Raw genomic sequence first — 23,626 nt, forward strand, 5'->3', positions numbered from 1 at the left:
GATCCCTCAGAACTGGAAGTAAAGGAACGGCGAGAAGCTTTGCGCCGAGAGTTTGAGAATCGAGGCCACGAACAGCAGCAGCACCAGGGCGCGCATGGCGTAGCGCGACCAGTCGGCCGTCCAGTAGGCCGGTTGCACCTGGGCCTCGCGGCCGACGATGTAGCCCGGCTGGTGGAGGCTGCCGGGGGTGTCGCCAGGGACCGCCTTGATCAGGCCGGGCTGGGCCGTGGCCGGACCATCGGCCGGGGTGTCGGGCTTGGCCTTGACCGGCGCCGGGTTGCGGTACAGGTCACGCAGGCCGAAGAACGCCAGGGTGGCGTAGGCCAGGACCAGGGTCGCCACTTGCAGGCCGGTGAGGCTGGCGCGGTTGAGTTCCGACAACGACCAGTCGCCAAAGCTGAACATGGCGCCGTACATGCGCCCGGCCACGTGCAGGTTTTCGGCGCGGAAGATCACCCAGCCCATCACCACCAGCAGGAAGGTCAGGGCCCAGCGCAACGGGTTCAGGCTGCGTGGGGTGGTGTTGATGCCCAGGGCCTTTTCGATGGCCAGCCACATGCCGTGCCAGGCGCCCCAGACGATGTAGGTGAAGTTGGCGCCGTGCCACAGGCCGCCCAGGAGCATGGTCAGGAACAGGTTGCGGTAGGTGATCAGGGTGCCTTTGCGGTTGCCTCCCAGGGTGATGTACAGGTAGTCCCGCAGCCAGGTGGAGAGGCTGATGTGCCAGCGCCGCCAGAACTCGGTGATGGACTGGCTGATATAGGGCTGCTTGAAGTTCTCCATGAAGCGGAACCCCATCATCAAGCCCAGGCCGATGGCCATGTCGCTGTAGCCGGAGAAGTCGAAGTACAGCTGCGCGGTGTAGGCCAGGGCGCCGAGCCAGGCATCCCCCGTGGTGGGGTTCTGCAGGGCGAAGCAATGGTCGGCGACCACCGCCAGGGTGTCGGCGATGAACACCTTCTTGATGAAGCCCTGCATGAAGCGGGTGCAGCCTTCGGAGAACTTGTCCAGGGTGTGGGTGCGATTGTTGAACTGGTCTGCCAGGTCGCGAAAGCGCAGCACGGGACCGGCGATCAGGTGCGGGAAGATCGCCACGAACGCCGCGAAGTCGATCAGGTTGCGGGTGGCCGGGGTGTCGCCCCGGTAGACGTCGATGATGTAGCTGATGGACTCGAAGATGTAGAACGAGATACCGATCGGCAACAGCACGTGGGTCAGGATGAAGGGTTCCAGGCCCATGGAAGTCATGATGGCGTTGAGGCTGTCGACGCCGAAGTTGGCGTACTTGAAGTAGCCGAGGATGCCCAGGTCCACCGCCACCCCCAGCAGCAGCCAGCGCTGGGCAGGTTGGGTGCGAACACCGGCGGCGCCGACTTTCAGGCCGATCCAGTAGTTCCACAGGGTGACGCCGGCGAACAGCGCCAGGAAGTCCACCCGCCACCAGGCATAGAACACGTAGCTGGCGATCAGCAGCAGCAGGTTGCGATAGCGTTGCCCGCTCAAGTAGTACAAGCCGAGAAAGATCGGCAGGAACAGGAACAGGAACACATTGGATGAGAAAACCATCCCGATCTCTCCATGTTTAACCAATAGTCAGAGGCCGGAGCCCCCCCAACCCCCCCCGTGAAAAACGGGGAGGCGGTATTGCCTGTAGTGCGTCTTCTGTAGGAGCCGGCTTGCCGGCGAAGGCGTCCTTGGATGTGACGGAGTCCTTGAGGGCCCCTTCGCTGGCAAGCCAGCTCCTACAGTGGGGTGTTGCAAATCAGGAGCCTTTTTCATGGGCCGGGTCGTAGACCTTGGTCAGGTCGCCCCCCAGGCGGAAGGTCTTGAACGGCTGCATCTTGTGCTTGCGCGCCAGTACTTCCGGGGCGCAGGTGTAGAGGCTGCAGTAGGGTTCCAGCCAGGCGAATTTGGAGTCGACCTTGAGGTCGGTCATGTCCTGGGCCTTGCCGTTCTTCTGCTCGAAGGTGTCCGGGTCCTTGACCCCGGCCAGCACCCGTTCGCCCAGGCGCTTGAGCGCGCTGTTGTTCTCCTGGCGCAGGTCGACGCCGTTGACCTGGGCGAAGCTGGCGATCATCGCCAGTGGCGGCAGGGCGTAGTTGTGGTAGGCCAGGGCCCGTTGCTGGCGCTTGAGCTCGTTGGGCAGGTAGCCGTCGGCGTCGACCTGGTTGGCGCCGACCTTGTATTCCTTGACCGCCCAATCGAACAGGTCGCGGCGGTTGGTGGCCACGGCGGTGGCCATCACCGACCAGGCGGCCCAGTAGGAGTGGTTGTTGGTCTTGTCCAGGGGCAGGTTGTCCCAGTCGCTGATCACCTGGTCGGCCAGCTTGCTGAACCAGGCCTCGATCTTCTGCGCCTGCTCCTGGTGGGTGGCCAGGGGGTGGGAGTCGGAGAACTTCAGTCGCAGGTAGGCCGAGGCCATGCTGCCCAGGGCCCATTTGCGCATCGACTTGCCGGTGTGGTTGAAGTCCTTGGACATCAGCGCGTCGGCCTGGGCCCAGGCGCTGAGCCAGGCCAGGGTGCAGTCCAGTTGTTCCGGGCGGCCGTCGCGCATGAACTGCATGACCCGCTTGCTGGTGCCGCGCTCGATCTTGGTGATGTCCGCGGTGGTGTCGCGAAAGGCCTGTTCGGACTGCACATTGAGGGTGGCCCGGGCCTTGTCCGAGCCTTCGTACTTGCTGCGAAACTGCAGGGCGCCGGTGTAGGGCGTGGGCATGGCGTCGCAGCCTTCGCTGTGGTCGCTGCTCTTGAACTTGTCCACCGGGGCGTAATAACCCTGGGGCGGGCGCAGCGGCGCGGCGGCCTGGGCGCTGCCGGTGACCATGGCCAGCCCCAGCAGGCTGGGGAGCAACCAGTGTTTCAGGTGTGTGCTTGGCATAGGTAACCTCATTGCCCGATCTGCGCGGTGCGTTGCTCGGCGCTCGGGAACACGTTGCGTTTGCAGACTCTTGCCTCGACCTTCTGCCCGGCGCTGCCCGCTTCCGGGCCCTGGACTTCAACCGCCAGCAGGTTCTGCGAGGCCCAGTCTTCATCGGTGCGCAGTTCGAAGGCGAAGCGCCCATCGGTGTCGGATGTTTCCGGTTTCTCGATCTTGATGTCCTCGTGGCGGCCGTTCATGTACCAGAGGGTGGCTTGCAGGGTTTTCACCGAAGGGTCGGCGAAACGGATGTCGACCTGATGGCCGCTGTTGCGCAGATCCAGGTTCTTGCTGTTGACCAGCAGTTCGTTCTTGCCCGGCTTGAGGGTGGTGCTGGCGTTCATCTGCGTATCCTTGCCTTCGCAGCCGTTGTCCAGCAGGGCCATCATCTGCCGGTAGATGGTTTCCTGGTCCAGGCGGTACAGCGGCGAGAATTCCCAGATCAGGATCTTCGGCGGGCTCTTCTGGAACTCGTCGCTGCCCAGGTACTGCAGCATGGAGCCTTCCAGGCCGCCGCCGGGGAAGGCGACGTTGAGAATGTCGGCACCGATGGCCTCTTCGAGGAAGCCGGCGAAGTTGTAGTTCTTGCCGCTGTGGCTGGTGCCCACCAGGGTGATCTGCGGGTTGCCGGAATCTCCGAACAGGTCGCCGTCGCCGGCCTCGCCCTTGGGCTCGGTGGTGAACTGGTCCATGTACTGGATGGCGTAGCTGGTGCCGCACAGCTGGCCGGCCATGTTGTGCAGGGTGCCGGTCTTGCCCATGCGCCCGGATTTGTGAGTCTCGAATTCACGTCGCGGAATGTCGGCGAAGGCCGGCAGCTGCTTGACCTTGTCGGCGACGATCTGCGCCGTGCGCTGGGCGCCGTAAGGGGTCCAGTGCTGGTCGCCGCGGAAGTAGAAATCGTGGGCCGGCAGGGTTTCGGGCAGTTGTTCGTTGGTCAGCGGTGACAGGTCCGGCACCACGTAGCCCATCTGCGCAAAGCGCCCGAGCATGGCCTTGTAGTTGTTCAGCGCCTTGTCGTAGTCGAAGCGGGCTTTTTGTTCCGGGTTGAGTTTGTTGCGGTTCACCAGGCCGCGAGTCGGCTGATAGACCAGTACCAGTTCCACGCCCTTGCTCTTGAAGGCTTGGTGCAGCTGCTTGAGGCGGCGGTAGCCTTCGGGCGTGGTGTCGAATTCGGTGCGCAGGTCTTCCTGGGTGCGGAACAGCCAGTCGCCCTGGGCTTGCACCAGGGTGGTGAAGTTCTGCTGGTAGCGGGTCACGTAGTTCTTCGCGTCGTGGGCGGCCGGGCACAGGTTGCAGCAGGGCTCGGCCTTGAAGCTGGGCGCGGCGCTCGGCGCGTTGGCCGCATCGGCACGGGCGCCGGCGCTGGCGGCGAGAAGCCCCGCGGTCAGGGCCGACAGGCCCAGGAGTTTGATCAGGTGTGGGTGCATGCAAGTCATCCTCAATCGCGCATTTCGGTCTGGCGTTCGACGGGGTCGATCAGCACGGCCTTCTGCTGGCGCACCAGCAGGTCGAGAATTTCATCCTGGCGCTCGCCCAGGACCCCGGAGAAGCTGATGCCGCTGCTTTTGGTCGGCGCCAGCATCGACACCCGGTACAGCTCCACGCTCAGGGGCGAGTCGATGGACATCGGCCCGCTGCCGTTGGCCGCCAGCTCGCCGCCGACCACGATCAGCGAAACCTGGGCATCGAACGGGTCGAGCTTGATGTCGCGGTCGGTGTCGGACAGGTCCTTGATGTGGCCGTAGACCCCGCTCAGGCCGTTGGCCATGGCGATGTTTTCGTACAGGCGGATGTTCACGCTGTTGCGAATGCGGATGCCGTGGCGGCGGTTGCTGATCACCTTGTTGGCGTAGATCAGGTTGTCGGCACTCTCGTAGAGGGTGATGCCGTCGCTGTGGTTGCGGTAGATCTCGTTGTAGGCGATCAGGTTGTTGACGCTGTTGCGGTCGATCACCAGCCCCGAGAGGTGGTTGTCGTAGCTGCGGTTGTTGAAGATGAAGCTGTCGTTCACCTCCCGGGAAATGATGATGCCGTGCTTCTTCTTGGTCCCGTGGACGGTGTTGTCGGCAATGATCAGGCGGTGGGAACGGTCGTGGGGGTCGATGCCGTAGACGATGTTGTCCTTGTAGGTGTTGCCCTTGAGCACAAAATCCCGGGTTTCGTAGCAGTAGAAGCCGTACCACATGTCGGAGAAGGTCGAGCCGATGATCCAGCCGGTGGGCTCGGGACGCTTGAGCACCTTGGCCATGTTCGGCGTGTACTGGGAAATGCTCACCCCGTAGGACTTGGAGTTGGCGTAGCCGAAGCTGGCCATCTGGCTGTTGACGATGTAGGTCTGGGTGCCGCCCCAGGCCAGCAGGAACGGGCGGAACTCCTTGGGTGAACGGAAGGTTGCCGGGCCGTTGTCCTGCTCGCGCCAGCCGGTGACTTTGCTGTCACGCACGAACAGCTGGCCGTCGTTGACCAGGAACGCGCCGCCTTCCTGGGACAGGCGCAGCTCCCGGGTCTGCTGGTCGATTTCGAGGATGCCGTGGCGACCGACGACGATTGGCACGCGGGCCAGGTAGACCCCGGGCGCCGTCTCGCTGAGGTACTGCTTGGGCAGCTTGCGCGCCAGTTCCTTGAGGTTGACGTAGCCGTCATCGATGAAGATCGCCTGGGGGATGCCGTGCTGGCGCACCACCCATTCGGCCATCTTGTTGTCGCCGCCGATGAAGTCCTTCAGGGCGTCTTCCTGCATCATCCGGCGCACGCTGATCTTGCCCGGCTGGCTGCGCACGATTTTCGCCGCGACGGCTTCGGCGGTGTAGCCTGACAGGTCCGGCAGGGTCGGCTTGGCCAGGGCCAGGGGCTCGGTGGGCGCGCTGCTGACGGTGTAGGTCTTGGCCTGTTGCAGGCCCTTGGCGATGATCGGCGCCTTGGCCGTCTCGACATTGGCGAAGGCGGCGCTGCTGGCCAGCAGCAGGGCGCCGGCCAGCAGGCTCAGGGAGCCTTGGCCACGCGGGCTGTGGTGGTTGGCATGCATGTCGGGCACTCCTTTGGCGGTGCGCATCAGAAGCGCCAGATCACGTCGATGAAGGCGCGGTGCATGTAGGAGTCGACCTCTTTGCCGTAGGCGTCGCCGGGCTTGAACACGCCACCGCGAAACCGCACCAGGGCCGAAGGTTCGTCGATCGACTGGCTCAGGGCCGCGGGCAGCAGGCCTTGCTTGAAGTACTTGGTGACCACCAGGTCCAGCTCCTGGCCGAGGTCTTTCTTGCCGTCCTGCAAGGGCAGCGAAGTGCTACTGAGCAGGGCGCCGCTGGCGTCGTCGTACTGGTTGTCCACGGCATTGATGCCGTTGCTGCCCACCGGCTTGTTGCCGTCCACGCGCCAGAACTTGTGGTAGACCAGGCTGGCGTCGTAGTCCTCGCGCAGTTGCCAGGAGCCGAACAGGGTGGCGGTCTGGGTGTTGTTCATTTCGCCACGGAAGGCTTCGCCGAAGCGGTGCACCCGGGAACGGGTGCCGGTGTAGTTGGAGCGGTTGCTCTGCAGGCCGTTCTGCTCGTATTCGGCGCTGGCCCGGGCATAGGCGGCGCCCACTTGCCAGTTCGGGTCCAGGCGCAGGCGCACCCCCAGGTCGGTGGCCCAGCCATCGAGGTGGTCACCGCGCTTGGCCTGGGCCGGGCGGCTGCCGTCGGCGTTCAGCGGGTTGACGGTGTCGCGGTCGCCGCGCATGCCGGTGAGGCTGGCCCAGTAGTTGACGGTGTTGGTGTTGCGAAAGTTGTAGGCGTCGCTGTTGGCTTCCAGGCCGAGCCAGGTCAGGTCGCCGTTGTGCTTCTTGTCCAGCGGGTCGCTGGCCACGCCGGGCTGGGCGTAGTCGAGCTTGCCGTCGTCGTGGGTGTGGTGGGCGCGGATGCCGACCCACTGGCCGGGCGTCCACTGGTAGGCGGCGTCGGCGTACAGGTGCAGGCGGTCCTTGTCCTCGGGCGCCAGCTTCTTGAGGTCGGTGCGGTATTCGCTGAAGCGCTCGGCGGCGCCGACGTTGGCCCGCAGCAGGGTGGTGTCGAAGGTCCAGTTCAGTGCCTCGATGTTGGTGTCGCGCCATTGCCCGTCGTCGTTGCGCAGGCGCTGGCGACCGAACTTCAACTGCTCGCCGGGGTAGGCGGTGAAGCCGCTGTAGCCGATCCAGAACTCGCGCATCGCCAGGTAGCTCTTCTTGGTCTTGCGGTCGTCGTTGCCGGACTGCTGGCTGGCGTCGTCGCCGGAGGTTTGCAGGGTGTCGGTTTCGATCACGTCGCTGGACGTCACCGCCTGGCCCATGGCGTAGGCGCTCCAGTTGCCGCTTTCGCCATAGACCCAGGGCCGCAGGTCGAGGCCGACGCCGTTGACGTCGCCACCGCGCTGGGTGCCCAGGTCGCGGTCGTCCTCGGACTGGCCGGTGATCTTCACTTCCAGGCCGAAGTTCTGGGTGTCGCTGAGGGCGGCCAGGGCCGGAGTGGACCCGAGCATGGCAAAACCCAGGGCCATGCCCAGTTTCGACAGGCTGAAACGTCCAGGGACAGCAGTGGTGAGTGCAAGCTTGAGTGTCATAGGGATTCCTCGCCGTCTTCTTCCTGCAGGGCGTGCAGTTGCAGCGTGTTCTGGGTCAGGGCGCCACGCACCGCTTGTTCCTGTTGCAGCAGGCGCTGGGCTTCGGCGCGCTGGCCGGGGGGCAATTGCTCTTCAACCTGCTGGGCCAGTTCGTTGGCCTGGGGCGTGTCCTGGACCTTGGCCAGCTGGCTGAAGACGTAGGCGTTGACCGGATTGGGCTGGGTGCCGCGGCCCTGGGAAAACAGTTGGGCAATGGCGAAATCGGCGCTGTTCTGGCCGTTGCGCGCGGCGGTCAACAGGTGGTCCAGGGCTTTTTGCGGGTACACCTGGCCCAGGTAGCCACGGCGGTAGATCTGCCCCAGGTAGTAATCGGCGGCGACTTCGCGGCCCACGGCTTTCTGGAAGTGCGCCTCGGCCACCTTGGCATCGGCCGGCACCCATTTGCCTTCGTAGTAGAGCTTGCCCAGCAGCAGTTCGGCCCGGGGCTGGTCGGCGGCGCGGCCGTTTTCCAGGTATTCCAGCATCTTCTCGACGTCCCCCAGTTCGGGGAAGTCGTAGAGCAGTTGCGCCAGGCTGACCCAGGACGCCGGGTAGCCCGGGGCCACTTGTTCCAGCAGGGCCTGGGCGGTCTTTTCGTCCGGCTTGCCGAGGCTGGCATCGCCCAGCACCCGGGCCACGCTGTCGACCCGCTGGGCGCTGACGGCGCCGCGGCTGTAGCCGGCCTGCAGTTGCTTGATCAGTTCGGCCTGTTGTTCTGGCTGGCCGCGCTTCTGGTAGACGGTGGCCAGCTCGACGTAGCAGATGTCGGTGCTGTTGAGGGCGGCCTTGCAGATGCTTTCCACCTGGTCCAGGTGCTGGTCGTAGCTGCCCTGGGTGCGATACAGCAGGACTTGCGCCAGGCCGGCTTCCGGGTAGCCGGCGCTGCGCCATTGGCTGATCTGCTGCTGGGCGTTGATGTTGGGGAAGCTGTGGGGGTATTGCAGGTACAGCATCGCCAGGGGGATCAGGGTGTTGCCTTCGCCCTGGGCAAAGGCTTTTTTCAACAGGCCCTCGGCTTCGTGCTGCTCGGCTTCGGTGGCACCGGGCTTGGCCACCAGCAGCCGGCCCAGGCGCGCCTGGGCCCGGGGCGAAGTGTCGGCGGCGGCGCGGTAGGTGGCCTCGGCCTGCTTGATCTGCGCCGGGTCGCGGCTTTCCACCTGGATGTCCGCCAGGCCCACTTGCGCCTCGCTGTAGCCCAGGTCCGCCAGCTGGCGGTAGTTCTGCTGGGCCAGGGCGGTGTCGCCGCGCTTCAGGGCTTGGTTGGCCAGGCGCTGGTCCGGCAGGCCGGCGCAACCGGCCAGGGTCACGGCCAGCGCCAGTGAGCACAGGGCCAGGTGGCGGCGGCCTTGAGCGCTTTCGCGAGCAAGCTCGCTCCTACGGGGGGCGGCGGTGTTCTGGTAGGAGCCAGCTTGCTCGCGATCGAGTGCGCAGCACTCGCCAATGAAAAGGCTAGTCACAGGCATGTCCTCCGCTCAGAGACCGGCGGCCATGGCTTTGTCGATCAGCCAGTTCAGCGAGGGACCGCGGTCGCTGCTGACTTCCACCGGGCGCCCGGCGAAGGCGCTGCTCAGGGGCGCGTCGGGCTTGATCTGCACGCGGATGTCGGAGGACAGGTCATCGCTGTTGAGGCTGGTGCTGCTGACGATGGTGCCGGTGCGTACTTCATCCTCGCCGGCGATCTGGAAGTTGACCTGGGTGCCCGGGCGCACGTCGCCGAACTGGCGATAGGAGAAGCGCGCCTCGACGTTGGCCTGGCTGTTGCGGGGCACCAGTTGGAAGATCACGTCGCCCTTGCTCGCGTACTGACCGTCGGCCACCCGTTGCTGGGCCACGGTGCAGTCGCAGGGGGAGGTCAGGGTGCCGGTCATCTGCTTGCCGAACAGTTCCTCGACCTTGGCCGGTTGCAGCTGGTTTTCGTCCAGGTGGCCCTTGAGCACGTCGAGCATGCTGGTGCTGAAGCTGGCCAGGGGCGCGCCCTTGGCCACGGCGCCATCGACCTGCACCAGGCTTTGCACGGTGCCATCGCGGGGCATGGTGACGTTCATCCCCGGCACGTTGACCAGCCCGGCCTGGGCGTGGCTGACGAAGGTCATGCCGTACACCGACTTGAGCACGAAGCCGAAGGCGGCCAGGCCAACGATGAAGATCCCGGCGCTGAAGGTTACCGCCCGCAGCCGGCCCAGTGGGGTCATGCCACTGCCGCTGTCCTTGGTCTTGCGCGCCTTGGTGAAGTTGTCGCGCTGCAGGGTGGCGAGCACGTCGCCCATGCTGACGATGTCGCCGGCTAGGTGCGAGGTGATCAGGTGGCGCAGGGTGGAGATGTCCTGGGGTTCCAGGTTCTGGAACTGGCAGCCGACGCGGCCGCTCTGGCGGTCGAAGGAGCGGATCTGCAGCTCCACGTCCATGGCCAGGCCGAGGTTGTCGATGACGAACTGCAGGCGGCCCTTGTGCACCGAGCCGATGCTCAGCATCTGCTGCCCGGCGTTGAAGCTCAGGCCGCCGGCGGAGAGATCGTGGATCCGCACTTCCAGCGGTTTGGCTTCGGTCCCGAAGAAGCGCAGCTTGGCCGGGATCTTGACCCGGGCGTGCTGGCGCTGGGCTTCGGATTCATGCACTACGTTGACGTTCACGGCGGTGTTCATAGAGTCGATTTCCTAATCAATTCGGGCAGGCGGTTCAGACCATCAGCAGCAGGGCGGCGACGAACACGCTGCCGGCGGAGAAGGTCATGGTTCGAGACGACCAGGTGTTGAACCAACGTTGAAAACTGGCCAGATCGCGGGTCAGCTTGGTGTCCTGGCGGGTCCAGGATTGCTGGTCGAGGCGGAAGAACACGTAGATCTTCACCAGCGCGCCGACGATCTGGTTGTAATAGAGAATCAGCGGGTAGGCCGGGCCGATGCGGTGCCCCGAACAGGACAGCAGCAGGGTCAGGATCAGGCGGGTGATACCGATCCACAGCAGGTAGGCGAGGATGAAGGCGGTGCCGTACTTGACGCTGGCGATGATGGCCACGGTCAGGCCCAGCAGCGAGGTCCACATCGACACCCGCTGGTCGAACAGCACCACGCTGGTGAACAGCCCCAGGCGTTTGATCCCCAGCCCCAGGGCCCGGGCGTTCTGCCGCAGGTTGTTGCCGTACCAGCGGAACATCAGCTTGCGGCTGGCCTTGATGAAGCTCTTCTCCGGCGGGTGTTCCACGGTGTTGATCGCCGCGTCGGGCACGTAGAAGGTGTCGTAGCCCAGACGCATCAGGCTGTACCAGCTGGACTTGTCGTCGCCGGTGAGGAACTTGAAGCGGCCCAGGCGCCAGTGCTGCAGGGAGTCGCTTTCGACGTCGGCGATGAAGTCGGGGTCGGTGACCACGGTGGCGCGAAATACCGACATGCGTCCGGTCATGGTCAGCACGCGTTTGGACAGGGCCATGGAGCACATGTTGATGTGGCGCTGGGCGAAGCGCAGCTTGTGCCATTGGCTCATCACGTAGCCGCCGCGCACTTCGCAGAATTCGTTGGTGGTCAGGCCGCCGACGTTGTCGAACAGTTGGAACCAGGGCACGGTCTTGCGCACCACGCCTTCGCCGAGCACGGTGTCGCCATCGATCACCGCCACCACCGCGCGGTTGTCCGGCAGGTGCCGGGAGATGGCGCGGAAACCGAAGGCCAGGCCGTCACGCTTGCCGGTGCCGGGAATGCGCACGAAGTCCAGCTTGACCCGCTGCGGCGGATTCATCCGCGCCCACAGGCTTTTCACCAGCAACTCGTCGGACATTTCCACGATCGAGCAGACCACGGTGGTGGGGAAGCCGCAGTCGATGGCTTCGCGGATCACCGAGCCGTAGACCTGGGCGGTGGTCAGCGCGTCGATGCGAAAGCTGGTGACCATCAGGAACACGTGGGACGGATCGGCCGCGCTGCCGAGCTTGCGTACCTTGCGCCGCAGGTGCGGGTAGACCACGTAGAGAAACAGCATGCCGCGCACGAAGTGCGTGGCGCCCATGGAGTAGCGCCAGATGCCCACGGCGCCAATCAGGAAAATGAAGTCCTTGGATTGCGAGTCGAAAGTCGACGCGGGCAGCAGCAAGGCCATGCCCATCAGCAAACTCAAGTAAAACAGCCAACCGGCGGCCTGAAGCAGGCCGTGCTTTAGCCTGTGCATAATCGAAGTCCTAAAATCAGTTGCAAGCTCCAAGCCGCAAGCTTCAAGCGCGGTGCTCTCACTTGCGGCTGGAGTCTCGAAGCTTGCCGCTGCCTTACCAGCAGATGCCTTCGGTACGGCCATTGGCGCTGGTGGCCTTGGACATGAAGCCCACCAGGTCGATGACCTGCTTGCCGTGGGGCACGTCTTCGGCCAGGGCGCGGAACTTCTCGTCGCGGTTGCCGAGGATGATCAGGTCGGAGTTATCGATCACGGCGTCGAAGTCCGAATTGAGCAGGGATGAGACGTGGGGGATCTTCGACTCGATGTAGTCGCGGTTGGCGCCGTGGACCCGGGCGTATTCGACGTTGCTGTCGTAGATGCTCAGGTCGAAGCCCTTGCCGATGAGCATTTCCGCCAGTTCCACCAGCGGGCTCTCGCGCAGGTCGTCGGTGCCGGCCTTGAAGCTCAGGCCGAGCAGGGCGACCTTGCGCTTGTCGTGGCTTTCGACGATGTCGAAGGCGTTCTGTACCTGGGATTCGTTGCTGCGCATCAGCGAGTTGAGCAGCGGCGCCTCGACGTCCAGGGCGCCGGCGCGGTAGGTCAGGGCGCGCACGTCCTTGGGCAGGCAGGAGCCGCCGAAGGCGAAGCCCGGGCGCATGTAGTACTGGGACAGGTTGAGGGTCTTGTCCTGGCAGACCACGTCCATCACTTCACGGCCGTCGACGCCCACGGCCTTGGCGATGTTGCCGATCTCGTTGGCGAAGGTGACCTTGGTCGCGTGCCAGACGTTGCAGGTGTACTTGATCATCTCGGCGACTTCGATGTCCTTGCGGATGATCGGCGCGTCGAGCTCTTCGTACAGCGCTTGCAGCACATCGCCGGAGGCCTGGTCGAACTGGCCGATCACGGTCATGGGCGGGAAGTCGTAGTCCTTGATCGCGGTGCTTTCGCGCAGGAACTCGGGGTTCACCGCGACGCCGAAATCCACCCCGGCCTGCTTGCCCGAGCAGTCTTCGAGAATCGGGATCACCACGTTCTTCACCGTGCCCGGCAGCACCGTGCTGCGCACCACGATGGTGTGGCGGGTGGTCTTGTCGCGCAGGACGAAACCGATCTCGCGGCACACCGATTCGATGTAGTCCAGTTCCAGGTCGCCGTTCTTCTTGCTCGGGGTGCCGACGCAGATCATCGATAGGTCGGTATCACGGATGGCTTCGGCGAAATTGGTGGTGCCGCGCAGACGAGCGGTCTGGATGCCTTGCGCCAGAAGTTCACCCAGACCCGGTTCAACAATCGGCGATTTACCGGCGTTGATCAGGTCGATCTTCTCTTTCGAAATATCTACGCCAACCACTTCATGGCCCCGTGCGGACAGGCAACCGGCACAGACTGCGCCGACGTAACCCAAACCGAATATGCTGATGCGCATCGCATTTACCTCTGTGTTATTCACGCCATTAGATGGCCGGAGTTAATGTTTGCCAGCTGTTTTTGCGCACTCGGAAGTACAACGAAGTACGTTGTAGTGCCGCGTGCAGGCAGACTAATTTCCGAGTGTCTGAATAAGTGCACTCAAGTGTGCGCAACCGATCCTTGTTGTTCTGATTTGCCCTTGATTGTTGCCGGCGGCTCCTGCTGCAGGGTTCGCGAGAAAAACCATCCGCAATCCTTTGGATGGCTGAAAGCCGCGTATTGCGGGCTTTTCAGTTGATTTTCACGGTCCTTGAAGGCCAGCTGTTCCTTGGCTCGTTAGGGGATAGTTGTGGTGCCTTATCTCCTGTTGTTTACCCTTTAGTTAATGTTTGTGACTCATTGGTCAAACCAATTTTGCAACTTGATTAGTTTGTCTTGAGTCGGTGTAAGTCATCTCTTACAAACTCGTTGAGAATCGTTACCGGTGGTATGAGCGGTGTCTGCGGGCATAGTTCCGGCCCGCTCATCCTGTTTTGCGAAATTTCTCGAAATATTGAGAAAGATGGCACTGCTTTCAAATTGATAGCACTTAAGGTTTGGGCCTTTAGTTGTGGGGAGTTGAACTGAGGAGATAGTTTTGTGCCACTACCGAATAAAAAAAGTGGTGCCACTACTGAAAAAAATCACTCTTGTCGAGTGAAAGAAAAGTTATGGAAAACGCGGAAAGTTCTATGGTGCCAAAAAAATGGCTTATTGAAGGCGGGGAATGTGCGGGTGATCACATTCTGGCGCGCTCGCCAGGTGGCAACGAGCGCGGCAGGGGAACGCTTTATTCCGTTGCGTGGTCGCGCAGGAATACCAGGTTGTCGGCCTTGGAGTGCTCCGCGCTGAAGCGGTAGCCCTGGACGTCGAATTGCTTGAGCTGGGCGGGGTCGTTGATGCGTTCCTGGATGACGAAACGGCTCATCAGGCCCCGGGCCTTCTTGGCGTAGAAGCTGATGATCTTGTACTGGCCGTTCTTCAGGTCCTTGAACTCGGTGTTGATGATCCGCGCGTTCAGGGCCGTGCGCTTGACCGCCGAGAAGTACTCGTTGGAAGCCAGGTTCAGCAGCAGGTCGTCGCCTTGCTCGGCCAGGGCCTCGTTCAGCCATTCACTGATGCGGGTGCCCCAGAAGGCGTACAGGTCCTTGCCCCGGGCATTGGCCAGCTTGGTGCCCATTTCCAGGCGGTAGGGCTGCATCAGGTCCAGGGGGCGCAGCAGGCCGTAGAGGCCGGAGAGCATGCGCAGGTGCTGCTGGGCGTAGTCGAAGTCCGCTTCGCTCAAGGTTTCGGCGTTGAGTCCGGTGTAGACGTCGCCCTTGAACGCCAGCAGCGCCTGCTTGGCATTGTCTGGGGTGAAGGCCGGTGTCCAGCTGCCGAAGCGCGCGGCATTCAGGCCGCCGATCTTGTCCGACACGTGCATCAGTTCGCTGATCTGCGCCGGGCTCAGTTCCCGCAGTTGCTGGATCAGTTCCTGGGAGTGGTCGAGGTATTGCGGCTGGGTAAAGCGCTGGATGACCGGCGGCGTTTCGTAATCGAGGGTCTTGGCGGGTGAAATCACCATCAGCATGGGGCGTCTCCTTTAAGCGTCGGGGGATTCTAGGGGCTCGGGCGCCGGGACTCCACCTATCAAGGCGATAGCTGACGCATGGCTGATGCCCGCTGTGGCGAGGGAGCTTGCTCCCGCTGGAGTGCGCAGCGCTCCCAACAGGGCCCACGGGTTATTGCTGATGGATCGGGTGGGGTTGTATTGGGGCCGCTTCGCGACCCAGCGCGAGCAAGCTCGCTCGCCACAGGGATGCCTTTGTTGCCCGGCGGATCGGCTATAGTGCCGCGCGGGTTTTGTTCTGGAGGCATCCCTTTTGCGTATCGCGTTACTGTTCTCGGCCTGGCTACTGAGTGTCAGCGTGCTGGCGGCGCCCAATGATCCGGCGACCCTGGATCGCAGCACCTGGCCGGAAAAACTCGACAATCCGACCCTGTTCGACGTCGCCTCGCGGGCCGAGATCCTCACCTTCGCCCGTGCCCTGCTGGTCAGCGAGGCCTGGGACGAGGCCTCGCTCAAACAGCGTCTGGGCCTGCGCATGATCAACATGGGGGCGATCAACGAGCTGCGCGAGCATCTCTGGGCACGCCTGCTGGAGAACTACAACTTCGCCCAGCAGAGCTGCGATCAGGACGCTTCGTTCTGTTTCCTGGTGGAAAACATGCAGCAGTTGCGCAAGCAGGCCGGCAAGTTCCAGCTCGGCGAGGATTCCTACTACGCCCGTTGGGGTGAACCCAGCCGCAGCTTCCATGAGCAGTACCTGGATGAGTTGCTGCGCAAGGCGGCGTTGTCACCGCAGACCAGCAGCGAGGTGCTGCGTTTCGGCGACTACGAGCGCAATGGCGACGAACTCAATGACCGGCTGTTCCTGCTGACTTTCGACAGCGCCGCCAACCTGGCACCGGACAATACCCCCTGGCTCACCCATTACCTGCGCAAGGCCAATCTCAGCGGCACCTTCTTCGTGCTTGGCAACGACATCCAGAACCGTCTCGACAAGGCCTCGGTGGCCAGCCTGCAGTCGCTGTATTCCCGCCAGTGCGTTGGGGTCCAGGGCTGGGAGTTCCGCTCCCACAGCCACTGGCAGGACTGGCAGTATTCGATCCAGCGCAGCGCCGATCTGGTGAAGAGCAAGCTGCCGGAAAACTACGTGCCGCTGTTCCGCCCGCCCCTTGGCCAGCGTCGCGCCGACGCCGAGGGTTTCTTCAATGCCCAGGGCATGCAGGTGGCGCTGTGGGACATCGACGCCCAGGACGGCCCCGGCAAGCTCAAGGCCGAGGACAGCGGGCAAAGGGTGCTGACGTTGATGCTGCTGTGGCGGCGCGGGGTGATTGCCTTCAATGCCAAGCAGGACGGGGTCAAGACCAGCCTGCCCTGGTTGCTGGCACAGACTGCGCAGAGCGGCATCGGTTGGGAAGACTGCCAGGATGCATTTCGCTGAAAGCGCCAAAGGCCCGGAAACACGGGGTGTGGGCGGGAAAGGGGGCGGATTTTTGCGGGATTTCGAGGCGGGCGGACTTTCGACTTTAACGGTGAGCGGGCAGTGCGCCAAGGGCTTTTCGTCACTCTGAAAAATAAACATCAAAAAAGCGTCAAAGTGCGTTTTCCTGTCACGGTTTTTGGAGTATTACGAACTCAGACCGCCGAAACCTGCGACACAGGTGGCGTCTCCCAAGACTCCTTGTGTGTGCAGGCCACCTGAACCCTCGCGGGTGAATTCGGTGGTCATTCGAGGCGCGATACCCCATGGTATTGCGTCGACTGGCTCCCACATAAGGTGACCGAGTATGGATGACCACGGACGTAGCTCTTCTTCCAACCAGCCAATCCTTTATGTACTCGATACCAATGTATTGATTCACGATCCCAACGCCTTACTGAATTTCGAAGAACACCACGTCGCCATTCCCATGACCGTCCTTGAAGAGCTGGACAAGCTCAAGAGCGGGCATCACAGCGTGGCCGCCGAATGCCGTCAGGCGATCCGCCTGATCGACAAGACCCTGGGCGAGGCCTCGCCCGAGGACGTCGAGCTGGGGGTGCCGATCCAGCGTGGCAAGAGCGGGCCCAAGGGCTTGCTGTCGATTCTGATGAGCAAGCGCAACGAGCCCAACAGCCTGTTGCCGGAGAACCTCAACGACAACATCATCATCAACCAGCTGATCGACCTGCACGCGCGCAACAAGGACCTGCCCGTGGTGCTGGTGACCAAAGACATCAACATGCGCCTCAAGGCACGGGCCTGCGGGATCGCCGCCGAGGACTACAGCACCGACCAGCTGGTGGACGACGTGTCCCTGCTGCCCAATGGTTTCCACAACATGAGCGGCTCGTTCTGGGACCGCGTGAGCAAGGTGGAAACCCGTCAGGATCACGGCCGCACCTGGCACCAGGTGCAGTTGATCGACAACCTGCCGGCGGTGCATATCAACGAATTCATCATCGATGAACAGGGCTTTGTCGGCTGGATCAAGGAAATCCGCGCCGATGTGCTGCTGATCCTCGACCTGCATCAGGAACCCCTGTTGCACCAGGAAGCCTGGGGCCTGAAACCGCGTGACATCTACCAGGGCCTGGCGCTGTACGCGCTGCTCGACCCGGACATCCACCTGGTCAACCTGTCCGGCGCCGCCGGCTCCGGCAAGACCATCCTGGCCCTGGCCGCGGCCATCGAGCAGACCATGGTCAGCAAGCGCTACCGGCGCATCATCGCCACCCGCAGCGTGCAGGGGCTGGACCAGGAGATCGGCTTCCTGCCGGGCACCGAGGCGGAGAAGATGGAACCCTGGCTGGGCGCCATTACCGACAACCTCGAAGCCCTGCACATGGACGACGAGAACACCCACGGCAGCGTCGACTACATCCTCAGCAAGGTGCCGTTGCAGTTCAAATCCCTGAACTACATCCGCGGTCGCAGCTTCCAGCAGAGCCTGATCCTGATCGACGAATGCCAGAACCTCACCCCGCACCAGATGAAAACCATCATCACCCGTGCCGGCGCCGGTTCCAAAGTGGTGTGCCTGGGCAACCTGGCGCAGATCGATACCCCTTACCTGTCGGCCACCAGCTCGGGCCTGACCTACCTCACCGAACGCTTCAAGGACTTCCCCAACGGCGTGCACATCACCCTGCAAGGGGTGCCGCGCTCGATCCTGGCGGAGTACGCGGAGAGCCACCTGTAACTGCAACTACCTTCCAGCACGGGCGGCCTTCGGGTCGCCCGTTTTGCATCCGGGCCCTGGCAACGGGTTATCCTGCACTCCCGCCGCCGAGCATTCCCCAGTTGGAAAACACCGGATGACCCGCGTTTCCCTGCGCAATATCGACCTGAATCTGCTGGTAATCCTCGATGCCTTGCTGACGGAAAAACACGTGACCCGCACCGGCGAGCGCCTGCACCTGAGCCAGCCGGCCATCAGTCATTCCCTGGGCAAGCTGCGGCTGCTACTGGATGATCCGCTGCTGATCCGCCAGGGCAACGAGGTGCTGCTCAGCCCGCTGGCCCGCAGCCTGCAGGCGCCCCTCAAGGAGATTCTCAGCCAGATCGAGACTTTGCTCGGCAAATCCCTGGACTTCGACCCAGCCACTTCCCAGCGGATCTTTCATTTGGCGATGTCGGATTACGCGGCGGCCATCGTCCTTCCTCGGTTGCTGGTGCGCCTGCGGGGCGAGGCGCCATTGATGCGCCTGGTGGTGACCCAGGGCAGCCGTCACCAGATGTCCGAGCAGATTGCCCAGGGCCAGATCGACCTGGCTCTGGGGGTGTTTCCCAGCCTCGGCGCGGAGATCGCCAAGGAGGTGCTGTTTGAAGAGACGTTCTCTTGCCTGGTGGATGGCAGCACCTTGGGCGCGGAGCAACGCCTGGACTTGAGCACCTATCTGGCGCGCCCTCATTTGCAGGTGTCGATGGACGGTTGCTTCAACGGGGAGGTCGATCAGTGCCTGGCAGACGAAGGCCTGCAGCGGCAGATTGCGGTCAGCGTGCCGCATTGGGGGGCGGCGCCGAACATGATCCGCGGCACCGACCTGATCCTCACCGTGGCCGGTCGCACCCTGGACGAGATCCCGCTGCAGCAGGGACTGCTGCGCTTGACTCCGCCGCTGAACATTGCGCCCTTCAAGTTCGTGCAGATCTGGCATTCGCGTTTCAGCGATGACCTGGCGCATCGCTGGTTGCGTGATCAGGTCAGGCTGGCCAGCGTGGCCCGTGGCTGAGGTGGCGTCTCAGCCACGGGTAGTAATGACGAAGCCGCCGATCACTACCAGCACGCCGATCAGCTTCTGCAGGCTGATGTCCTTGCGTGGCAGCCCCACCAGCCCGAAGTAGTCGATGATCAGCGAGATCAGCAACTGGCCGATGATCACCACCATGATGAAGTTCAGCGCCCCCAGGCGCGGCGCCATCAACAGCGCGACGGTGATGTAGAGCACCCCGGCCAGGCCGCCCATCCAGATCCACCAGGGGCCTTGCAGCGCGGCCATGAGATTGGGCTTGGGCACCTTGATGAACAGCAGCAGGCCCCCCAGCACCAGCAGGCTGACCAGCAGCGACACACCGGTGGCCCACAGCGGGTGCCCCAGCAGGGTACCCAGGCGGGCATTGGTCCCGGCCTGCAGGGGCACGGCGAAACCGGCGAGCAGGCTGAGCAGGATCGAAACGAACAAGGCCATGAAGCGAGCTCCTCTTGTGGATGTTGGCGCTGTTGTACGTTTATCCACGGCCGGGCTCCAATTCGTTGTTCTGATGCGGGATATTCGTCGGGCTGATTGCCGGTTGGCGCGGGCAGATGCCCCGTGCGAAAAATTGACCCGCAGGTTTACAATCGGCCCACCTGATCAGGAGTAACGCCGTGCTGACTCATCTCGATTCCCAAGGGCGCGCCAATATGGTCGACGTCACCGACAAGGCCGTGACCTTTCGCGAGGCGGCGGCCGAAGCGCGGGTGCGCATGCTCCCGCAAACCCTGCAGATGATCGTTAGTGGCGGTCACCCCAAGGGCGATGTATTTGCCGTGGCCCGCATCGCCGGTATCCAGGCGGCAAAGAAGACCAGTGACCTGATTCCCCTGTGTCATCCGCTGATGCTGACCAGCGTCAAGGTCGAACTCAGTGCCCAGGGCGAGGACAGCGTGCACATCCTGGCGCGTTGCAAGCTGTCGGGGCAGACCGGGGTGGAAATGGAGGCGTTGACCGCGGCCAGTGTCGCCGCGCTGACCATCTATGACATGTGCAAGGCCGTGGATCGCGGCATGATCATCGAAGGCGTGCGGGTGCTGGAGAAAACCGGTGGCAAGAGCGGCGAATACCGGGTGGCTGACGCATGAAGATCTCGGTGAAGTTCTTTGCCCGTTACCGTGAGGCCCTGGGGCTCGATGGCCTGCTTGTCGAGGGTGACTTTGCCTGTGTCGACGATGTGCGCCAGGCGCTGCTGTCCCGCGAGGGCGCCAGCGTATTGGCCGAACAGAACCTGATGTGCGCCCGCAACGAAGAGCTGTGCCAGTTGGACGAGCCCCTGGCGGACGGCGATGAAGTGGCGTTCTTTCCCACCGTGACCGGAGGCTGAGATGGCGATCCGTGTGCAATCCGCGGCCTTCGATCCCGGCGCCGAAGTCAACGCCATGCACGCCGCCAATACCGGCGTCGGCGCGGTGGTCAGCTTTGTCGGTTACGTGCGCGACTTCAATGACGGCCAGGATGTCCATGGCATGTTCCTTGAGCACTATCCGGGCATGACCGAAAAGGCCTTGGGCAAGATCGCGGCCGAAGCCCAGCAGCGCTGGCCGCTGTTGCAACTGGAGGTGCTGCACCGCATTGGCGCCCTGGAGCCGGGCGAGCCGATTGTCTTCGTCGGCGCGGCCAGTGCCCATCGTCAGGCCGCCTTTGATGCCTGTGCCTTTGTCATGGACTACCTGAAGACCCGTGCGCCGTTCTGGAAAAAGGAAAACACCGTCGACGGCCCGCGTTGGGTCGAGGGCCGCGACAGTGACCACGCTGCGGCCGAGCGCTGGAACGAGTAATCCCCTGATGCTTGTCGGCGGGGCTTGAGCCCGCCGCAATCCAACCTTCAATCGACTGCGACCGTTCCCGCCGACCGCTGGGGACAAGTCGCTGCGCGCGCCGTTGACGATGTGTACGTAAAAGTCCAGTATGGATTTACAAGTACAAATACAGTGTTCTTCCGTTTCACCTCTTCCTTCTGTCTTGCCAAACCAACAACAACCCGCGAGAGAACGAACATGAAAAAATTCCCCCTCATCAGTGGCCTGGCCTTGAGCCTGTTGGCGTGCAGCAGCCTGATGGCTGCCGAGAAAACCCTGCGCCTGGGCATCGAGGCGGCGTATCCGCCGTTCGCCTTCAAGACCGCCGACGGCAAGATCGGTGGTTTCGATTACGACATCGGCAATGCCTTGTGCGCGCAGATGCAGGTCAAGTGCGAGTGGATCGAGGGCGAGTTCGACGGCCTGATCCCTTCGTTGAAAGTGAAGAAGATCGACGCTGCGCTGTCTTCCATGACCATTACCGCGGAACGCCGCAAATCGGTGGATTTCACCCACAAGTACTACTTCACCTCGTCGCGCCTGGTGATGAAGAAGGGCGCGGTGGTGGATGACCAGTACGCCAGCCTCAAGGGCAAGACCGTGGGCGTGCAGCGTTCCACCACCACTGATCGCTTCGCGACGGAAGTCTTCGAGCCCAAGGGCATCAAGGTGGTGCGCTACAGCAACAACGAAGAGATCTACATGGACCTGGCGGCCGGGCGCCTGGACGCGATCTTCGCCGACACCATTCCCCTGGATGATTTCCTGTCGATGCCACGGGGCGCCGACTACGCCTTTGTCGGGCCTGAGTTGAAAGATCCGAAGTATGTTGGCGAGGGCGCGGGGATCGCGGTGCGCAAGGGCAACAGTGAGCTGGTGAGCGAGTTGAACAAGGCCATCGATGAGATTCGCGCCAAGGGCGAGTATCAGAAGATCCAGGCCAAGTACTTCAAGTCGGATATCTATGGGGATTGAGGCTGTTTGGCGTTCTTGAGGACGCCTTCGCGAGCAAGCTCGCTCCTACGGAAATGGCCTCGTCCCCTGTAGGAGCGAGCTCGCGAACCTTTACTGTTCCTTCAATTCCTTCAGGTGCTTGTACACCGTTGCCCGGCCCATGTTCAGCACGTTGGCCACATAGTTCGAAGCGCTCTTGCCCTTGAAGGCGCCCTCGGCGTGCAGCGCCAGTACCAGCTCGCGCTTGTGGTCGCGGGTCAGCAGGTTCAGCCCCAGTTGGCGTTCGCGCAGCCAGTTGTGCAGGAAGGTGTTGATGCGCTCTTGCCAGTCATCACGGAACAGCGAGTCGGGCTGGGGAATCAGTTTGCTCGGCGAGAGAAACAGGTCCAGCGCCGCCTTGGCGTTTTCGAACAGGGAAATATTCAGGTTGATGCACAGCACGGCCATTGGCTGGCCCTGGCTGTCGCGCAGCACGCTGCTCAGGCTGCGGATCTTCTGCCCGTCCCAGTTGAGCTTTTCATAGGGGCCGATGTTGCGCTCACTGCTGTCGCCACTGAGCAGGTCTTCCAGGGCCGCATCGTCGCCCACTTCGCGCTTGGACAGGTTGTTGGCGATGTAGTCGATCTTCTGCGTGCGCAGGTCGTGGAGCACCACCTCGGCGTGAGGGAAAAACAGTGTGGCAATGGCATCGGCTATCGCCCGGAAATTGTCCAGGGCGGGGTCCTTCGCGGGTGAGGTCATGGGTCTTACTCCAGGCGGCATCGGCGCCCGCCGTCAGCGGGCGCAGGGAGTGTGCCGCAATCGCTGGGGCACGTCATCCTGAGGGCGTTTTCAGCCAAGGCGGGCAGGGGATAGCATGGCGGGCGTGAGGCCGAAGCGGGTCAGCTGTTCCGGCAGCGGCTGGCCTCGTACCAGGGCGGCGCTGGCCTGGCCCATGGCCGGGGAGGTCTGGATGCCGTAGCCGCCTTGCCCGGCGACCCAGAACAGCCCGGGCACCTGTGGATCGAAACCGGCCAGCAGATCGCCGTCGCTGACAAAGCTGCGCAGGCCGGCCCAGGTCCGGGTCGGGCGGCGGATGCTCAGGGTGGTGGCTTCTTCGATCTGGTAGATGCCCAGGGCAATGTCCAGCTCCTCGGGCTGCACATCATGGGGCTCGACCGGGTCGGCGTTGGCCGGCGAGCCGAGGAACATGCCGGCGTCGGGCTTCATGTAGAAGGATTCGTCCAGGCTCACCAGCATCGGCCACTGGTGAATATCGACCCCTTCCGGGCCGGCAAAAATGAACGCGGCGCGGCGCTTGGGTTGCAGGCCCAGGCGGCGGGCGCCAGCCAGGGCGCCGATCTGGTCGGCCCAGGCGCCGGCGGCGTTGATCAGCAGCGGGGCGCTGAAGGTCTGGCCGCTGGTCTGGACCTGCCACAGCCCTTGTTCATCGCGCTGCAACCCCAGCACTTCATGGTCGGTATAGACCTGGCCCTGATGGCGGCGAATACCCCGCAGGTAGCCCTGGTGCAGAGCGTCGGTGTCGATATCGCTGGCACTGGGGTCGTAGAGGGCGCCATGGACCTTTTCGCGGCGCAGGATCGGCAGACGAGCGCAGGCTTGGTCTGCACTGAGCAGTTGCATCTCCGGCACCGTGGCCTTGGCGCTGAGGTACTGATTGTTCAGTTCGACCGGGTCACCGTTGAAGTCCACGGTCATTTCACCCCGCGGTGTCAGCAGCGGGTGTTCGCAGAAGCCTTCGGGGGGCTGGTCGAGGAAGTCCCGGCTGGCCAGGGTCAGGGCGCGCACCTGGGCCGTGCCATAGGCGGCGGTGTAGAGCGCGGCGGAGCGGCCGGTGGAGTGGTAGGCCGGGTGCGACTCGCGTTCCAGCACGATGACCCGGCCGTGGCGCGACAGCCAGTAACCGGTGGAGGCCCCGGCGATACCGCCGCCGATGATGATGAAGTCTGCCTGGGTCATTGATAA

Annotated in this window: 20 protein-coding genes; 7 read left to right on the forward strand and 13 right to left on the reverse strand. The window is 63.2% G+C overall.

The annotated features are described in order from the left end of the window. Positions 1 to 6: 6 nt before the first annotated feature. The 10 genes from BLV47_RS28620 to yaaA all read right to left on the reverse strand — a co-directional run bounded on the left by BLV47_RS28620 (position 7) and on the right by yaaA (position 14,693). Positions 7 to 1,566 (reverse strand): MBOAT family O-acyltransferase, encoded by a 1,560-nt coding sequence (locus BLV47_RS28620; RefSeq protein ID WP_092319783.1) that lies wholly within the window; start codon positions 1,564 to 1,566, stop codon positions 7 to 9. Between the two features lie 196 nt (positions 1,567 to 1,762). Continuing rightward, positions 1,763 to 2,878 carry a mannuronate-specific alginate lyase gene (locus BLV47_RS28625; protein ID WP_092319785.1) on the reverse strand — a complete coding sequence of 372 codons (1,116 nt, stop codon included), beginning with the start codon at positions 2,876 to 2,878 and terminating at the stop codon, positions 1,763 to 1,765. An 8-nt stretch (positions 2,879 to 2,886) separates the two neighbouring features. Beyond that, entirely contained in the window at positions 2,887 to 4,347 is a 1,461-nt protein-coding gene (locus BLV47_RS28630; protein WP_092319787.1) for an alginate O-acetyltransferase, read from the reverse strand. Between the two features lie 11 nt (positions 4,348 to 4,358). After that, positions 4,359 to 5,972 (reverse strand): mannuronan 5-epimerase AlgG, encoded by a 1,614-nt coding sequence (gene algG / locus BLV47_RS28635; protein ID WP_425272198.1) that lies wholly within the window; start codon positions 5,970 to 5,972, stop codon positions 4,359 to 4,361. Continuing rightward, the gene (locus BLV47_RS28640) at positions 5,972 to 7,492 is read right to left on the reverse strand and encodes an alginate export family protein (protein ID WP_092319790.1); all 1,521 of its coding nucleotides are present in this window, start codon (positions 7,490 to 7,492) and stop codon (positions 5,972 to 5,974) included. The genes algG and BLV47_RS28640 overlap by 1 nt, the downstream gene beginning before the upstream one ends. Beyond that, positions 7,489 to 8,994 carry an alginate biosynthesis TPR repeat lipoprotein AlgK gene (gene algK, locus BLV47_RS28645; RefSeq protein WP_092319792.1) on the reverse strand — a complete coding sequence of 502 codons (1,506 nt, stop codon included), beginning with the start codon at positions 8,992 to 8,994 and terminating at the stop codon, positions 7,489 to 7,491. The genes BLV47_RS28640 and algK overlap by 4 nt, the downstream gene beginning before the upstream one ends. 9 nt (positions 8,995 to 9,003) lie before the next feature. Then, positions 9,004 to 10,173 (reverse strand): alginate biosynthesis protein Alg44, encoded by a 1,170-nt coding sequence (locus BLV47_RS28650; protein ID WP_092319794.1) that lies wholly within the window; start codon positions 10,171 to 10,173, stop codon positions 9,004 to 9,006. Positions 10,174 to 10,207: 34 nt separating this feature from the next. After that, positions 10,208 to 11,689, reverse strand: coding sequence for a mannuronan synthase (gene alg8, locus BLV47_RS28655; RefSeq protein ID WP_092319796.1), 1,482 nt, complete (start codon positions 11,687 to 11,689; stop codon positions 10,208 to 10,210). 94 nt (positions 11,690 to 11,783) lie between these two features. Further along, positions 11,784 to 13,100 carry a nucleotide sugar dehydrogenase gene (locus BLV47_RS28660; RefSeq protein ID WP_092319798.1) on the reverse strand — a complete coding sequence of 439 codons (1,317 nt, stop codon included), beginning with the start codon at positions 13,098 to 13,100 and terminating at the stop codon, positions 11,784 to 11,786. A gap of 813 nt (positions 13,101 to 13,913) precedes the next feature. Continuing rightward, complete coding sequence (yaaA, locus tag BLV47_RS28665; protein WP_092319800.1) at positions 13,914 to 14,693, reverse strand: peroxide stress protein YaaA; 780 nt, start codon at positions 14,691 to 14,693, stop codon at positions 13,914 to 13,916. A 292-nt stretch (positions 14,694 to 14,985) separates the two neighbouring features. Here yaaA and BLV47_RS28670 point away from each other — a divergent pair, with 292 nt between their 5' ends. From BLV47_RS28670 to BLV47_RS28680, 3 genes are all read left to right on the forward strand, one after another. Then, a complete protein-coding gene (locus BLV47_RS28670; protein ID WP_092319802.1) occupies positions 14,986 to 16,110 on the forward strand; it encodes a polysaccharide deacetylase family protein in 1,125 nt (374 codons plus the stop codon). Positions 16,111 to 16,456: 346 nt separating this feature from the next. Beyond that, positions 16,457 to 17,851: a PhoH family protein gene (locus tag BLV47_RS28675; RefSeq protein WP_060837639.1), complete on the forward strand. Its 1,395-nt coding sequence runs from the start codon at positions 16,457 to 16,459 to the stop codon at positions 17,849 to 17,851. Positions 17,852 to 17,966: 115 nt separating this feature from the next. Continuing rightward, positions 17,967 to 18,884, forward strand: a complete 918-nt coding sequence (locus tag BLV47_RS28680) for a LysR substrate-binding domain-containing protein (RefSeq protein ID WP_092319804.1) — start codon at positions 17,967 to 17,969, stop codon at positions 18,882 to 18,884. Between the two features lie 9 nt (positions 18,885 to 18,893). On the opposite strand, the gene BLV47_RS28685 is transcribed toward BLV47_RS28680, so the two are convergent. Further along, positions 18,894 to 19,340 carry a DMT family transporter gene (locus BLV47_RS28685; protein WP_016968497.1) on the reverse strand — a complete coding sequence of 149 codons (447 nt, stop codon included), beginning with the start codon at positions 19,338 to 19,340 and terminating at the stop codon, positions 18,894 to 18,896. 179 nt (positions 19,341 to 19,519) lie between these two features. On the opposite strand from BLV47_RS28685, the gene moaC reads away from it, so the two are divergent. The 4 genes from moaC (at position 19,520) to BLV47_RS28705 (ending at position 21,682) form a co-directional block, all read left to right on the forward strand. Further along, positions 19,520 to 19,993 (forward strand): cyclic pyranopterin monophosphate synthase MoaC, encoded by a 474-nt coding sequence (gene moaC / locus BLV47_RS28690; protein ID WP_092319806.1) that lies wholly within the window; start codon positions 19,520 to 19,522, stop codon positions 19,991 to 19,993. Continuing rightward, positions 19,990 to 20,232 (forward strand): MoaD/ThiS family protein, encoded by a 243-nt coding sequence (locus BLV47_RS28695; RefSeq protein WP_092319808.1) that lies wholly within the window; start codon positions 19,990 to 19,992, stop codon positions 20,230 to 20,232. The genes moaC and BLV47_RS28695 overlap by 4 nt, the downstream gene beginning before the upstream one ends. 1 nt (position 20,233) lies before the next feature. Further along, positions 20,234 to 20,686: a molybdopterin synthase catalytic subunit MoaE gene (gene moaE, locus BLV47_RS28700; protein WP_092319810.1), complete on the forward strand. Its 453-nt coding sequence runs from the start codon at positions 20,234 to 20,236 to the stop codon at positions 20,684 to 20,686. Between the two features lie 219 nt (positions 20,687 to 20,905). After that, positions 20,906 to 21,682: an ABC transporter substrate-binding protein gene (locus BLV47_RS28705; protein ID WP_092319812.1), complete on the forward strand. Its 777-nt coding sequence runs from the start codon at positions 20,906 to 20,908 to the stop codon at positions 21,680 to 21,682. A gap of 90 nt (positions 21,683 to 21,772) precedes the next feature. On the opposite strand, the gene BLV47_RS28710 is transcribed toward BLV47_RS28705, so the two are convergent. Beyond that, positions 21,773 to 22,402, reverse strand: coding sequence for a helix-turn-helix transcriptional regulator (locus BLV47_RS28710; protein ID WP_092319814.1), 630 nt, complete (start codon positions 22,400 to 22,402; stop codon positions 21,773 to 21,775). A 90-nt stretch (positions 22,403 to 22,492) separates the two neighbouring features. Beyond that, positions 22,493 to 23,620 carry an NAD(P)/FAD-dependent oxidoreductase gene (locus BLV47_RS28715; protein ID WP_092319816.1) on the reverse strand — a complete coding sequence of 376 codons (1,128 nt, stop codon included), beginning with the start codon at positions 23,618 to 23,620 and terminating at the stop codon, positions 22,493 to 22,495. Between the last annotated feature and the right edge of the window lie 6 nt (positions 23,621 to 23,626).

It is taken from the genome of Pseudomonas saponiphila, from assembly GCF_900105185.1.
Taxonomy (GTDB): domain Bacteria; phylum Pseudomonadota; class Gammaproteobacteria; order Pseudomonadales; family Pseudomonadaceae; genus Aquipseudomonas; species Aquipseudomonas saponiphila.